Source organism: Streptomyces peucetius, from assembly GCF_025854275.1.
Classification (GTDB): domain Bacteria; phylum Actinomycetota; class Actinomycetes; order Streptomycetales; family Streptomycetaceae; genus Streptomyces; species Streptomyces peucetius_A.
Genome location: NZ_CP107567.1, coordinates 3,448,250 through 3,461,580 on the forward strand (window position 1 = coordinate 3,448,250; position 13,331 = coordinate 3,461,580).

Sequence of the window (13,331 nt, forward strand, 5' to 3'; positions counted from 1 at the left end):
GCCCTCCTACGAGTCCAGGTCCAGGCCGAGCATGCGGATCGCGTTGCCGCGCATCAGCTTGTACACGGTCTCGTCGTCGAGGTCCTTCACATGGTCGAGGGCGACCTCCTTGGTGTGCGGGAAGGTCGAGTCGACGTGCGGGTAGTCGGTCTCGAAGGTGGCGTTGTCGCGGCCGACGGTGTCGAGGGAGGCGACGCCGTGCTTGTCGCGGAAGAAGCAGCAGAAGATCTGCCGGTAGTAGTAGGTGGAGGGCGGTTCGGGGATCAGGTCGCGCACCCCGCCCCAGGCCCGGTGCTCCTCCCACACGTCGTCGGCGCGCTCCAGGGCGTACGGGATCCAGCCCATCTGGCCCTCGCTGTAGGCGAGGGTGAGGCGGGGGAAGCGGACGAGGACACCGCTGAAGAGGAAGTCCGTCATCGAGGCCATGGCGTTGTTGAACGACAGCGCGGCCTGCACGGCGGGCGGCGCGTCCGGGGAGGCGGCGGGCATCTGGGAGCTGGACCCGATGTGCATGTTGACGACCGTGCCGGTCTCCTGGCACACGGCGAAGAACGGGTCCCAGTGGCCGGAGTGGATCGAGGGCAGCCCGAGGTGGGTGGGGATCTCGGAGAAAGTGACGGCACGCACGCCCCGCGCGGCGTTCCTGCGGATCTCGGCGACCGCGAGGCCGATGTCCCACAGCGGGACGATGCACAGCGGGACGAGCCGCCCGCCGCTGTCGCCGCACCACTCCTCGACCATCCAGTCGTTGTAGGCGCGGACACAGGCGAGCGCGACCTCCTTGTCGTGGGCCTCCGCGAAGGTCTGGCCGCAGAAGCGCGGGAAGGTCGGGAAGCACAGCGACGCCTCGACGTGGTTCAGGTCCATGTCCTTGAGGCGTTCCACCGGGTCCCAGCAGCCGGGACGCATCTCGGCCCGGGTGATGCCCTCGAGGGTCATGTCGTCGCGGTCGAAGCCGACGGCGGCGATGTTGCGTTTGTACGGGAACCTCAGGTCCTCGTAGATCCACCAGTCGGTGGGCGGCCCGTCGGGGTCCATGGTGATCCGGTACTTGCCGCCGACGTAGGCGAGCTCGCCGATGCCGGCGGTCACCGGTTTCGGTCCGCGGTCGCGGTACTTGGCGGGGAGCCAGGTCTCGAAGAGGTGCGCCGGTTCGATGACGTGGTCGTCGACGCTGACGATCCGGGGCAGTTCCCTTTCCATCGGGACCATCCTCCGTTCCTGACGGTGCGTCAGTTCGGGTTGTCAGGCTAGCGCCGCACCCCTGGACCGACAAGGCGCGGAACCCTACGATCTGACGTGTCGTCAGTTATTGTCGGATCGCGGAGGTGCCCGGCCATGGACGAGACCGCACACGCCCTGGGCGCCGCCGCCACCCTCTGGGAGCTCGTCGACCGCCGGGCCGCCCTCACGCCGGACCGGCCCGTGCTGCTCCAGGGCGGGCGCCGTCTCACCTTCGGTGAGCTGCGCGACCGCGCGGAGCGGACCGCCGCCGGGCTGTACGCGAAGGGCGTGCGCCCCGGCACGGTCGTCGCCTGGCAGCTCCCCACCCGTATCGAGACGGTGCTGCTGACCGTGGCCCTCGCGCGGCTCGGCGCCGTGCAGTCGCCGGTCATTCCCTTCTACCGGGACCGCGAGGTCGGCTTCGCACTGCGGGAGTCCCAGGCCGCGTACTTCGCGGTGCCGGGCGAGTGGCGCGGCTTCGACTTCACGGCCATGGCCCGGCGCACCGGCGCCCGCGGCGTCTTCGAGGCGTACGACTCGCTGCCCGACGGCGACCCGGCGGCGCTGCCCGCGCCGCCCGCCTCCGGTACGGACGTGCGCTGGATTTACTGGACCTCCGGCACCACGTCCGACCCCAAGGGCGTGCTGCACACCGACCGTTCACTGATCGCGGGCGGCTCGTGCCTGGCGCACGCCCTGCGGCTGTCCGGGGACGACGTCGGCTCGATCGCCTTCCCGTTCGCGCACATCGGCGGCCCGGACTACCTGGTGATGCTGCTGCTGTACGGGTTCCCCGCGGTCCTCTTCGAGACGTTCGCGCTGCCCGACGCGCTCGACGAGTACCGCCGCCACGGCGTGACCACCGCCGGCGGCTCCACCGCCTTCTACTCGATGTTCCTCGCCGAGCAGCGCAAGCAACCCGGCGTCCGGATCGTCCCCACGCTGCGGCTGCTCGCGGGCGGCGGCGCCCCGAAGCCGCCCGACCTCCACCGCGCCGTGGTCGGCGAGATGGGCTGCGTCCTCACCCACGGCTACGGCATGACCGAAGTGCCGATGATCACCATGGGCTCGCCCGACGACTCGGAGGACGACCTCGCCCACACCGAGGGAAGACCGCCCGCGGGCATGGAGATACGGATCGTCGACGGCGGGATCCGGCTGCGCGGCGAAGCGGTCTGCAAGGGATATCTGGACCCCGCCGCGACGGCGGCCGCCTTCGACGCCGACGGCTTCCTGATCACCGGCGACCTCGGCCGGCTCACCGACAGCGGCCACCTGGTGATCGCGGGGCGGGTTAAGGACGTCATCATCCGCAAAGGGGAGAACATCTCGGCCAAGGAGGTCGAGGACCTGCTGCACGGCCATCCGGCGGTGGGCGACGTGGCGGTCGTCGGGCTGCCGGACGACGACCGCGGAGAACGCGTCTGCGCGGTGGTGGAACGGGCGCCGGGCGCGGCGGACCCCACGCTGGAGCAACTCACCGCGCATCTTCGCGCCGAGGGCCTGTCCGTCCACAAACTCCCCGAACAGCTCGAGGTCGTGGACGCGCTGCCGCGCAACGAAACCCTGCGCAAGGTGCTCAAGTACAAGTTGCGCGAACGGTACGCGTGACAGCGGGGCACGCCCCGGCCGCGGCCGCGGCCCCGGTCACGGCTGCGGCTCCGGTCCGGTCCGGTCCGGTCCGGAGCCGCGGTCGGCCGAGCCCGCCTATTCCGGCTCGGGAGTGACGTAGTAGGCGGCGAAGGCGGACAGGACGTCCTCCTCGCCGATCCGTCCGTCCCCGTCCGTGTCCAGTGCCGCCCCGGCCGCCGCCGCGACACCGGCGTCGACGCCCAGCGCGCCGAGCACACGCTCCACGCCCGCAGGGGTCACACCCCGGCCGTCCTCGTCGGCGACCCTCATCACGGCGTGCACGAACGGGCGGGCGATCTCGCCGAACCGCTTCGGGTTGTCGCGCAGTCTCTTCACCGCGCCCGTCACGAACTCCTCACGGGTCACCCGCTGGTCGCCGTCCACGTCGGCGATACCGGCCATGCCCTGCCAGAACGCCTCCGCACCGCTGTACAGGTCCTGCCCCCTGTCGGAGCGGGCGGTCACGGAGAACTCGGCGAGCAGCCTGGCCGCGGCGGAACTGAAGTCCTCGCGGTCGATGTAGCCGTTGCCGTCCTGATCGAAAGCGGCGAAGCGGGAAGCGATCTTCCGCTCGTACTCTGCGCTGTCCATGCGGGGAGCGTAAGGCCCCGGAGGCCGGGGTGGGTACGCGGCCGGACGATTGCACCGCGGCGACATCGGGGCGAAGGGCAGGTGACGGGTGTGCGACGGGGCGTACGGGGGCGCGCAGGTGAGGCGCGGGGGCGCGCGGCGCATCGGGGCTCCTGGGGCGCAGGGGGCGTCCGGGACGGCCGGGACGGGGGATCTTCGGGAGTTTCGGGGCTTTTCCGGCGTTACGGTCTTTCGGAGCATTTCCGGCGTCAGGCGGTGAGCGGCTGCGCACCGTCGTCGGTGGCCGAGCCCGTGTCCGCGTAGACCTCGAAGAGGCGGCGCACACCGAGAGCACCCAGCACCCGGTTGACGTGCGAGCCGTCCTCCGCACCACGGGCCGGCAGGATCAGCCGCAGCCTGCCCCGACACGAGCGCATCAGCCGCCGCGCGGCGATCAGCACCCCGACGCCGCTGGAGTCGCAGAAGAACACCTCGGAGAGGTCGAGCACGACATCGTGACGACCGGCGGCGACCGCGTCGTGCACCCTCTGGCGCACCACCGGCGACGACACGAGATCGAGCTCTCCGCGCACATGCAGCACGGTCCACGAGCCCTGCCGGGTCTCGGCCACATCGAGCATCACGTCTGGACCCTCCTCATGCCGGTCGCAGAAGACCGGAAGCTGCCCTTCCACTGCCGCTGCCCGAGCGGCCGTCGCTGAAACGCGACATTCGTCACGGAGCGCTCTCACGGGGCGTTCTCACGCCTTCCCCACACCTCCCCCACGGGTTCTTACCCGTCTTGGCCCGTACCATCCCGGGACCACCGGAGGGGCGTGGTTCGACACAAAGGCACGTGCGTTGTCCGCCCGGCGCACTACATTCGAAATGAACGACGAGTACGAGGGCAGAGGCAGCAGGGACCGAGCGCAGTTTGGAGGCCGCATGACGAAGGACGCACCACCGCGCTGGGACCGCAGGATGCAACAGCGGCTGGCACGGGGCGAGGCCGCCGCGCTCGGCGAGCTCTACGACAGGTTCGCCGCGCTCGTGCACAGCCAGGCCCACCGAGTGCTCGAGGACGAGGAGGCGGCCGACCAGGTCACCCGCGAGGTGTTCGGGTACATATGGGAAAACCCGGACGCCTATGACCCCAGGCAGGGCTCCATGCGGTCCTGGGTGGCGAGGCTCACCAACAGCCAGGCCGTGCACCGGCTGCGCCAGAGCGAGGCCGCGGCCCTCGCGGAAGGCGGCGGCACCACGGAGGAACTGGAGCAGAAGGTACGCAGGGCTGCCGTCGCGGCCCGCGCCGACTACATCGTGACCTCCATGCCGGCGCCGCTGCGGGCCGCGCTGGAGTCGGCGTACTTCCAGCGCAGGGACTACCGCCAGACCGCTGCCGACCTCGGCGTCACGGAGGACGAGGCAAGGCGGCGGCTTCGACTGGGGCTCCAGCTGCTGTCGACCGCGAACACCCGCGCGCTCGAGGGCTCCTCCCCGCCCCGCTACGGACGCGCGCTGTGAGCGGGCCTCCGGCCAGCGGCGGTGACGACGGCGAGGAGGTGCGCGGCGTGCCGCGCATACCGTCGCCGCGTGCCGCGGCGGACGACCTCCACCCCGGCGCGTACCGCCCGCCGGCGCCGGAGCCGCCGAAGGCGGCAGGGCGGCCCGAGCCGGCGCGCCGGGCCGAGCCGGACGCGGTGCCGGACGCCGACGCGGACAGCCGCGGGGCCCGCCCCGACGGCACGGACGTGCCCGGCACCACCGGCACGGACACGGCTGCCGACACCGCCGGTGCCCTTGCTCCCGACACGAACGGGCCGTGCCCGGCCGGGACCGACGACGCGGACGCGGAACGGCCCACGGCGGACGGCACCGACGCGGCCCCGCCCAGGGCGGACGACACGGGCACGGCGGCCACGACCGCCGCGCCCTCCCACGCGCTGCTGAAGTCGCTGCTCGGGGCGTGGGCGCTCGCCGCCTGCTCCGCCGAGGAGACGGCGGCCGTGGAGGAACACCTCGGCGAGTGCGCCCCGTGCGCGGAGGAGGCCCTGCGCCTGAGGGACGCGGTCGGGCTGCTCCACACCGATCGCGACCTGGACCTCGACCCGATGCTGCGGTTCCGGGTGCTGGAGAACTGCCTGGGCCGCCGGCCCGCCCGTATCCCGGTGCCCGCCTGGGCCGACCCGTACGACGCGGAGACCGCCAGGCTGGACGCGCTGCTGCGGGACATCGGCGATTCGGAGTGGCACGCGCCGGTGCGGCTCAAGTGGTTCGACGGCAGGGCACAGGTGAGCCGCCGTACGACCGTGGCCGGTGTGATCGGACATCTGATGGCCGTCGACGGACTCGTCGTCGGCGCGCTCGGGCTCGACGATCCGCTGGGTCACCACGCGCCGTTGCTGCCGGCCGCGCGTACCGAGTCGTTCTGGGACAGCGCGGACCGCCCGTCCACCGGCGCGATCCGTGAGCCGTGGCGCGACCAGAGCCACACCCTCATCCGCACGGTGTCCTTCGCGAGCCGGGGTGTCGCCGAAAAGTCCGTGTCGTACGGGGCGTTCGCGATGCCTCTGCGGGACGCGCTGCTCGACCGGGCCTTCGAGTGCTGGATCCACGCGGACGACATCGCCGACGCCGTGGACTACCCGTACGCGCCGCCGAGCGGTACGCATCTCAACCGCATGATCGACCTGGCGGCCCGGCTGCTGCCGGCTGCCCTCGCCGAGCGCAGGCGGGCGGGGCTCGCCGGGCCTCCACGGCATCTGGTCGCGGCGGGCTCGCCCGGACGCTCGCTCCATCTGGAGGTCGAGGGCTCCGGCGGCGGCAGCTGGTACATCGCCCTGGACTCGCCGGCCGCCGTCGCGTCCCCCGACCGGTCGGTCGCCCAAGTCGCGCTGGACGGTGTCGAGTTCTGCAAGCTGATGGCCGGGCACGTCTCCCCGGAGGAGGCCGCCGCAGGTCAGGACGGCGATCGGGAGGCGATCCGGGACGTGCTGTTCGCGGCCGCCGCGCTGAGCCGTCTGTGAGGACGGCGGCTGCCGGCCGCCCTCAGGCGGCGCCGGCGTCACTCCCCGCCGACGCTGAGGTTCGGGTTGCCGTCCGGGCCGTGGGGTTTCAGCTCCACCTGAATCGTGTGCGTGGTGTCGCGTGCCGCGGTCCCGCCGCCGCCGGCCGTCAGCACCCCGATCCGCAACTCGGCCCGTCCGCTGCCCTCCCGCCGCACCTGCACCGCGAACTCGAGGTGCACGCTCTCCACGCTGAACCGCAGATCGCGTCCCGCACCGGCCTGTTGGGCGCGCTCCAGCTCGTCCCGGACCTGCCCGATCACCTCTGCCAGTCCCACTACCGCGGTTTCGTCACGCTCAGCCATCGCGTCCCCCGCCTTCCGTAGTTACCGTTGAGCAGTATGAGCGAGCCGCTTCGCACCGCCAACTCCATGGCGCAGGAGGAGAGTTGGCGCGTACGGCTGCTCCGTGGCCCGGACCGGGCCGGCAGGCCGCTGGGTGCCGGGGTGCTGCTCCCCGGCGGGCTGGTGCTCACCTGCGCGCATGTGGTCCTCCTCCGCCCCGGCTCCTCCGGTGTCCGTACCCCGCTGGAGGAGGTCTACGTCGACGTGCCACGGATGCCTGCGGGCGACGCGACGCAGCCGCTGCGGGCCCGGCTGCTGAGGGAGTACCTGGTCATGCCGACGGGGCAGTTCGGCGGCGACCTGGCGCTGCTGAAACTCGATCACGAGCCCGCGGTCCCGCACGCCGTGCTGCACCGCCAGATCCCGGCGCGCGGCGACATGGTGCACTTCACCGGATACCCGGAGGACCTGCCCGGCGGTGAGCATCTGGACGCCCGGCTGATGGGGCGCGGCGGTCCCGCGCCGACCCCGGAGTGGGTGCAGCTCGACGCGCTGAACGCGCCGTACGTGGTGCGGCGCGGGTACAGCGGGTGCGCGGTGGTGCACAGCCGTACGCGGCGGGTCATCGGCATCGTGGCGCACCAGTTCGGCACGCCGCAGGCGCGGGTGCACCGTGACCACGCGTACATGATCCCGACCGAGACCGTGCTGAAGCATCTGCCGCTGGAGCGGCTGGGGCTGACGGTCACGGGGAAGCCGGCCGTCTCGCACGACGTCGCGGTCGCGCACGAGCGGACCGCCTCCGGGCGGGTGCCGGGCCTGCACCGGCGGCTGACCCGGTGGCTGGACGGCGCGCCGGACACCGATCCGGTGGAGCCCGTGTTCGCCGGGGAGGGCGAGCACGACCTGCTGCACACGGTCAGGTCGGTGCTCACCCTCGCCGACCGGGAGCAGAGTCCGCCCGAGGCGCCGCAGTCCCGGCCGAGCGGGACGGGCGCCGCGGACGGGGCCGACGATCCGCAGGCGGGCACCATCGACATCGCCGTCGACGCGACGAATCGGACCGTGGCGGACCTGGCCAGGGACGCGGCGGAGCGCATCGGCCTGGACCCGCTCCCCGACGGCACGGGCGGGGACGGCGGCCCGGACGGCCGGTCCGGCCGCACGGGCGGGGACGGCGGCCCCGAGGGCACAGGCGGCCCCGGCGGCGGCGCCCCGCGGCCCGGCGGTGACCTGCCGCCCGGCGGTGACCTGCTCGCGCGGATCGCGGCGGAGAGCCCGCCGCTGAGCGCCGCAATCCTGTCCGTCGACCGGTCGGCCTCCACCGACGACGAGATGCTGCGGCTCCTCACCGCGCTCCTCGCCCGCGGCCAGAGCCGGCTGCTGCTCGTCTTCAGCGACCCGCGCTCGCCGCTCCTCGCCCGGGTGCGCGCTGAACTGCTCGGCCCCCACTGGGCCGCCCGTCGCACCGAGCGGCTGGGCACCCGGGTGAGCCGGCTCGCGGAGACGGAGCAGCGGCTGCGCGGGCTGTCCGGCCGGCGGCCCCCGGAACTCGCCCCTCGGTTGCGCCGGACGCTCGGACAGCTCGGCCCCGAAGGCCCGTTGCACGGTTCGGAGGACCAGCCGCACGCCCTCTTCCGCTGCGCCGTCGACATCGAGGCCGCTCTGCTGGTCGCGGAGACCGCCGAGCAGGAACTGGCCGGCCCGGCGGGGCCGCGCGAGTTCGTCGTCGGGCCGCCGGGCGACGGACTGACCGATCTGCCCTCCGTCGCCGTGCGCGACCCGGACGCTCTCGTCACCGAGCGGACCGGGGACCGGCTGGAGGGCGGCGAACGGCTGCACCAGCAGTACGAGGTGGTGGGACCCATCGGCCAGGGCAACCACGGCAAGGTGTACCTCGCCCGCGACCTGCTCCTGGAGAACCGTCCGGTCGCCCTCAAGGGCATCCTCGACCCGGGCGATCCGGCGGCCGTGCTCCAGGCCCACCAGGAGCGGCTGCGGCTCGTCAGCCTCAATCACCCCTCGGTCATCCGGGTGGTCAACTACGCGCGCCACGAGCCCACGGCGGCCGAGTTCATCGTCATGGAGTTCGCCGACGGCGCGCCCCTGTCCTGGGTGGGGTCCCGGATCGCGCGGCGCGTCGAGCCGTTCGCGGGGCCACGCGTACGCGAGTTCATCGTCGCGTACGGCCTGCTGGTCCTCGAGGCGTTCGACCATCTGCACGAGGAGGAGAGACTCGTCTACGGCGACCTGTCGCTGACCAACGTCCTCCACTGCGGCACCGGCATCAAGCTCATCGACGTCGCGGGCGTACGCGAGCCCGGCGCGCCGGGGCCGGTCAGCCACCGGCCGCCGGACAGCGGGCCCACCGGCGGGATGACCACCGCGGGCGACCTCTACACGGTCGGCGCGGTCCTCGGCGAGCTGCTCGCCAAGGACCCATCGCCGCCGTCCGACCTCGGCACCGAGTCGCTGCGGCGGGCCCTGTCCCGCGCGACGGCCACCGACCCGCGGCAGCGCTACGCCTCCGCGCAGGAGATGGCCGTCCAGCTGCGCGGTGTGCTGCGCGAACTGCGGTCGCTGCGGCTGGATGAGGAGACGTTCGAACCCTCGCCGCTCTTCGACTCGGCCGCCATCGCCCTCGACGGCCGCCTGGGCAGGCCCCCGCCGCTCGAGCGCTGGCGGGCGGACGGCCCGGCCGACCGGCTCGGCGCGCATGTGCCGGAACCGGCGGAGGCGGCCGTGGCCCTGCCGGTGCCGAAGGCGGACGTGCAGGACCCCAACTGGAAGGAGCTGCAGCGCACCTCGTACGACGATCCGGCAGGTCTGCTCCAGCTCAGCAACGAGTGGCTGCCGTCGCCCGAGCTGCATCTGCTGCGCTGCCGGCTCCATCTGGAGCTGGCCGGCACTCGCCGCCACGGCCGCGACAAGGAACTGGTGACCGCCGCGGTGGAGCTGGAGCGGGCCGGGGGGCTGCTCGGCGACCGGGCACGCTACGACTGGCGTCTCGACTGGCACCGGGGCCTGACCCAGCTGGCGCACGGCCGGCTGCACCGGGCGCTGAACTGCTTCGACGAGGTGTACGCGGCGATACCGGGCGAGTACGCGCCCAAACTGGCGCTCGGCTACTGCCACGAGAAGCTCGCCGACGAGTGGCGGACCGGCGAGCAGGCCGAGGCGCCGGAGGCGCCGACGGCCCGCGAGGCGCACGAGGAGCAGGCCATGCTCTTCTACGACGCGGTGTGGCGGCGCAACCACGCGCTGGGCGCGGCCGCGTTCGGGCTGGCCCGTATCCATCTCGCCCGGCACAGCCCGGACCGCGCGCTGGCCTCCCTCGACGGCGTCCCGCCGGACTCCCGGCACCGCACGGCGGCGCGTACGGCGATGGTCCGCATACACGCCGGCACGCCCACGGTCACCTCCGCGGTCCGGGCGCACGCCGCGCTGCACCGGCTCGCCGCCCACGAGGGTTTCACGGACCGGCAGGCGCAGGAACGGCTCACCGCGGAGCTGCGGGAGCAACTGCTGGAGCTGGTACGGGCTCAGGGCGTCGATGTACTCCTCCAGCTGCGGGCCGCGCTGCCCGCGGCGGTGCCGCTGCCGGCGACGGAGCGGGAACTGCGCGAGCAGTTGTCGACGAGCTACCGCCAACTGGCGAAGCAGGTACCGCACACGGACCGCCCGGACGGCGCGGCGCTGGCGGAGGCGTTGCTGGACAACGCGTACAGCACGCGTCCGCTGGGCCTGCGGCACGCGCGGTCGCGCGGTGGGCGGCGGTCGTGGTTCCGCTCCCTGCCGCTCCGCGAGCCCCGATGACCGCCTGCGGCGGGCCTGTCCCCCACCCGCCCCTTCCCGCTGCACCGATGTGCGGCTCCGCCAGGTGGCGGAGCAAGCCCCGGGCCCCGGTACCGCGCTTCGCGCGGTGGCCTCAATCTCCCCCTACGGCCTGGCGGCCGCGGGTGGGGGTACCTCCCGCGCCGCCAGGCGTAGGGGGAGTGCCCCCAGCCGGGCTGGATTCTCCAGCCTCGCCGGCGTTTGAGGCGCGGGGGTCCGGGGGCGGAGCCCCCGGTTTCGGGAAGGGGCGGGTAGGGGAACGAGCCCGCCGCAGGCGGTCGGTGGCAGAGACGAGGAGGCCGGATGGGAGCCGCGGGCGCGGTCGTGCAGCGGTGGGCCGCGGCACTCGGGCGGGGCGCCACCGGCGCGGGACCCGCGCTGTGGGCGCACGCCGTGGGCCGGGGGCCCGGCGGACGGCGGCCGACGGCCGCGTTCCTGCGGCGCCGCATGCTCGTGCTGCCCGCCCTCGCGTTCGTCGCGCTCGCGCTCTGCGCCGCCGCGTACGCCGATGTGCACGACCGCTCGGAGCGGCTGCGCCATCGGTCCGTCCCGGCCCTGGAAGGGCTCGCGCACGCGCGGACGTCGTTGGAAGCGGCCCAGGACCAGGCCGAACTGCGTCTGCTGACGGCGGCGCAGGCCGGCAAGGTCGATCTGGGTGAGACGTACCGCTCGCGGCTGACGGAGGCGTCGCAGAGTCTCAACCGGGTCGCCCAGACCGGTGCCCTGAGCCGCGGGCAGGAGCAGGAGCTGCGGGTGGTCTCGGGGCTGGTCGTCGCGTACGGGGACAAGATCGCCTGGGCGGACCGCAACCGTGACAGCGAGGTGCTGCGCGAAGCCGGCGTCAGGTACGCGGCCGTCCTGCTTCGGGGCCCGGGCACCGGCTCGGCCGCGCCCGGGGAGCCGACCGCCGTGCTGGAGCGGATCAGGGAGCTGGAGCGTCAGCTGCGGCAGGAGTCCGGCGACCTCGCGGCCTGGAGCCCGCTGACGCTGACCGCCGCCGCGGCCGCCGTGCTGACGACGGGGCTGTTCGGCTTCCTGACCGTCGGCACGGCGCTGTTCCTGCGGGACCGGCTGCGGCTGGTCAGCGTGCAGATGGCGGCCGGCGCGCTGCCGGTGCTGCTGGCACCGGTGCTGCTGGGGTTCGGCGGGGCACAGGAGCAGGCCGCGCAGCAGCAGGCGCACGCGGCCGTGGCCGGCATGGTGAAGGTCGAATCGGGTCCGGCCGCCCCACGGGAGATCGAGAAGAAGGCGGACACCGCGTACGCGCGGATCAGCGAGGCGAACCCGGACGGCTGGTCGCTCACGGCGGGTGTCGTCGTGCCGGGTGCCGGGGTCGGCGCGCTCGCGTGCGGCGTCACGCTGTATCTCTACGGCAGGCCGTATCCGGCCGCCCGCACCGCCCTGAGACGCACGTACACGGAGGCGTGAGGACGTCATGAGGAGACGCAGAGGTCTGCGGGTGCTGCTGGCGGGATGCCTGATCGCCGTGGCGTCGGCGGTGGCCGGCTGCGGCGGCCCGCCGGAGGAGCGCACGCTGGTCGTGCTCGGCCCGTGGACGGACGGCGAGGAGAAGCCGTTCGTGGACGCGCTGGCCGCCATCGGCAAGCGGACCGGGCACCGTTACGTCTACAAGGGCACGCGTTCGCTGCGCGAGACCCTCGTCGCCCAGCTCCAGGCCGGCGCACCACCGGACATGGCGATCCTCAACAGCCCCGGCGAACTCGCCGAGTACGCGCGGGCCGGTGACCTCCATCCGCTGCCGGAGCGGGTGGCCGGTGCGGCCGTGCCGCCGTGGGCGCCGACGGTCACGGTCCAGGCGGCGGACGGCGAGGCGCGGACCCGCGCCTATTGGGCCCCGATCCGGGTGGATCTCAAGTCGCTGGTGTGGAGCCGCACGGACGTGACGGACAAGGAGCCCGTGTGGTGCGTCGGTCTGGGATCGGGCGCGACCTCCGGGTGGCCGGGCACCGACTGGCTGGAGGATCTGATGCTGCAGCGCCGGGGCTCGGCGGCGTACGAGAAGTGGGCGACGGGCGGGACAAGATGGCAGGAGACGCGGTCGCTGTGGGAGGAGTGGGGGCGGATGCTGACCAGCGGCGGCCGTGCCCCCGACCCGCGGTGGCTGGACGACTTCGAGCTGCTCGGCGTCAACCGCCACGGGCTGCTGAACCGCAGCGACTGCACCCATGAGCACCAGGGCTCGTTCATCCGCAGGCATTACGGCGACGACGTCCGGCCGACCCCGACGGCCCGCCATCTGACCGGAGGGCCGGCGGCGTGGAAGGACGAGAACGCCTTCGAGGTGTCCGGCGACATGGCCGCGGTGTTCCGGGCGAGCCCCGCGGCCTGGGACCTGCTCGGCCGGCTCACCTCGAAGGAGGCCCGCACGATCTGGGCGGACTCGGCGTCGCTCCCCGGTGAGCGTCCGTTCTTCCCCGGCGGCACGACGGCGCCCGACGGGGCGTCCGGGCCGACCGCCGAGGTGCAGAAGCTGTTCGACGCGGCGGACCGGATCTGTTTCGACGCCTCGGACGCTATGCCGCCGACGCTGCGCGACGCGTTCCACCGGGCGGTGCTGGAGTTCGTGGGCGACCCGCGCGACGAGGCGTTGCTGGAGCGGCTGCTCGGGCAGCTGGAGGCGGAGCGGCTGCTGCAGCGCGCGGAGGATGCGTTCGTGCTCGACGACCTGTGCGACAGACCGGTCGCCGAGTAGGAGCCGGCC

General features: G+C 73.6%; 10 protein-coding genes. 6 read left to right on the forward strand and 4 right to left on the reverse strand.

Annotated elements, in window-relative coordinates:
• Positions 1 to 6: 6 nt before the first annotated feature.
• Positions 7 to 1,203, reverse strand: coding sequence for an amidohydrolase family protein (locus OGH68_RS15705; protein WP_264244591.1), 1,197 nt, complete (start codon positions 1,201 to 1,203; stop codon positions 7 to 9).
• A 135-nt stretch (positions 1,204 to 1,338) separates the two neighbouring features.
• Between OGH68_RS15705 and OGH68_RS15710 the strand changes: the two genes are divergently transcribed.
• On the forward strand, positions 1,339 to 2,835 hold the full coding sequence (locus tag OGH68_RS15710; protein ID WP_264244593.1) for a class I adenylate-forming enzyme family protein: 1,497 nt from the start codon (positions 1,339 to 1,341) through the stop codon (positions 2,833 to 2,835).
• 96 nt (positions 2,836 to 2,931) lie between these two features.
• Here OGH68_RS15710 and OGH68_RS15715 read toward each other — a convergent pair whose 3' ends face one another.
• Together OGH68_RS15715 and OGH68_RS15720 are read right to left on the reverse strand one after the other, a co-directional pair.
• Positions 2,932 to 3,447, reverse strand: coding sequence for an EF-hand domain-containing protein (locus OGH68_RS15715; protein WP_264244595.1), 516 nt, complete (start codon positions 3,445 to 3,447; stop codon positions 2,932 to 2,934).
• Between the two features lie 248 nt (positions 3,448 to 3,695).
• A complete protein-coding gene (locus OGH68_RS15720) occupies positions 3,696 to 4,070 on the reverse strand; it encodes an STAS domain-containing protein (RefSeq protein ID WP_264244597.1) in 375 nt (124 codons plus the stop codon).
• Positions 4,071 to 4,371: 301 nt separating this feature from the next.
• Between OGH68_RS15720 and OGH68_RS15725 the strand changes: the two genes are divergently transcribed.
• Together OGH68_RS15725 and OGH68_RS15730 are read left to right on the forward strand one after the other, a co-directional pair.
• A complete protein-coding gene (locus OGH68_RS15725) occupies positions 4,372 to 4,950 on the forward strand; it encodes a sigma-70 family RNA polymerase sigma factor (protein WP_264244599.1) in 579 nt (192 codons plus the stop codon).
• Positions 4,947 to 6,452 (forward strand): zf-HC2 domain-containing protein, encoded by a 1,506-nt coding sequence (locus OGH68_RS15730; protein ID WP_264244600.1) that lies wholly within the window; start codon positions 4,947 to 4,949, stop codon positions 6,450 to 6,452. Before OGH68_RS15725 ends, OGH68_RS15730 begins: the two co-directional genes overlap by 4 nt.
• A gap of 38 nt (positions 6,453 to 6,490) precedes the next feature.
• Here OGH68_RS15730 and OGH68_RS15735 read toward each other — a convergent pair whose 3' ends face one another.
• Complete coding sequence (locus OGH68_RS15735; protein WP_264244601.1) at positions 6,491 to 6,796, reverse strand: trypco2 family protein; 306 nt, start codon at positions 6,794 to 6,796, stop codon at positions 6,491 to 6,493.
• Between the two features lie 36 nt (positions 6,797 to 6,832).
• On the opposite strand from OGH68_RS15735, the gene OGH68_RS15740 reads away from it, so the two are divergent.
• From OGH68_RS15740 to OGH68_RS15750, 3 genes are all read left to right on the forward strand, one after another.
• A complete protein-coding gene (locus OGH68_RS15740; RefSeq protein ID WP_264244603.1) occupies positions 6,833 to 10,591 on the forward strand; it encodes a tetratricopeptide repeat protein in 3,759 nt (1,252 codons plus the stop codon).
• 321 nt (positions 10,592 to 10,912) lie between these two features.
• Positions 10,913 to 12,037 carry a hypothetical protein gene (locus OGH68_RS15745; RefSeq protein ID WP_264244604.1) on the forward strand — a complete coding sequence of 375 codons (1,125 nt, stop codon included), beginning with the start codon at positions 10,913 to 10,915 and terminating at the stop codon, positions 12,035 to 12,037.
• Between the two features lie 7 nt (positions 12,038 to 12,044).
• Positions 12,045 to 13,322 (forward strand): extracellular solute-binding protein, encoded by a 1,278-nt coding sequence (locus OGH68_RS15750; RefSeq protein ID WP_264244606.1) that lies wholly within the window; start codon positions 12,045 to 12,047, stop codon positions 13,320 to 13,322.
• Positions 13,323 to 13,331: the final 9 nt, after the last annotated feature.

What these genes read in the sequence shown, in the direction of transcription:
- OGH68_RS15745 (WP_264244604.1), top strand. Translation starts at nt 10,913, where the DNA reads ATGGGAGCCGCGGGCGCGGTCGTGCAGCGGTGGGCCGCGGCACTCGGG.
- OGH68_RS15750 (WP_264244606.1), top strand. Translation starts at nt 12,045, where the DNA reads ATGAGGAGACGCAGAGGTCTGCGGGTGCTGCTGGCGGGATGCCTGATC.
- OGH68_RS15710 (WP_264244593.1), top strand. Translation starts at nt 1,339, where the DNA reads ATGGACGAGACCGCACACGCCCTGGGCGCCGCCGCCACCCTCTGGGAG.
- OGH68_RS15705 (WP_264244591.1), bottom strand. Translation starts at nt 1,203, where the DNA reads ATGGAAAGGGAACTGCCCCGGATCGTCAGCGTCGACGACCACGTCATC.
- OGH68_RS15740 (WP_264244603.1), top strand. Translation starts at nt 6,833, where the DNA reads ATGAGCGAGCCGCTTCGCACCGCCAACTCCATGGCGCAGGAGGAGAGT.
- OGH68_RS15725 (WP_264244599.1), top strand. Translation starts at nt 4,372, where the DNA reads ATGACGAAGGACGCACCACCGCGCTGGGACCGCAGGATGCAACAGCGG.
- OGH68_RS15715 (WP_264244595.1), bottom strand. Translation starts at nt 3,447, where the DNA reads ATGGACAGCGCAGAGTACGAGCGGAAGATCGCTTCCCGCTTCGCCGCT.
- OGH68_RS15735 (WP_264244601.1), bottom strand. Translation starts at nt 6,796, where the DNA reads ATGGCTGAGCGTGACGAAACCGCGGTAGTGGGACTGGCAGAGGTGATC.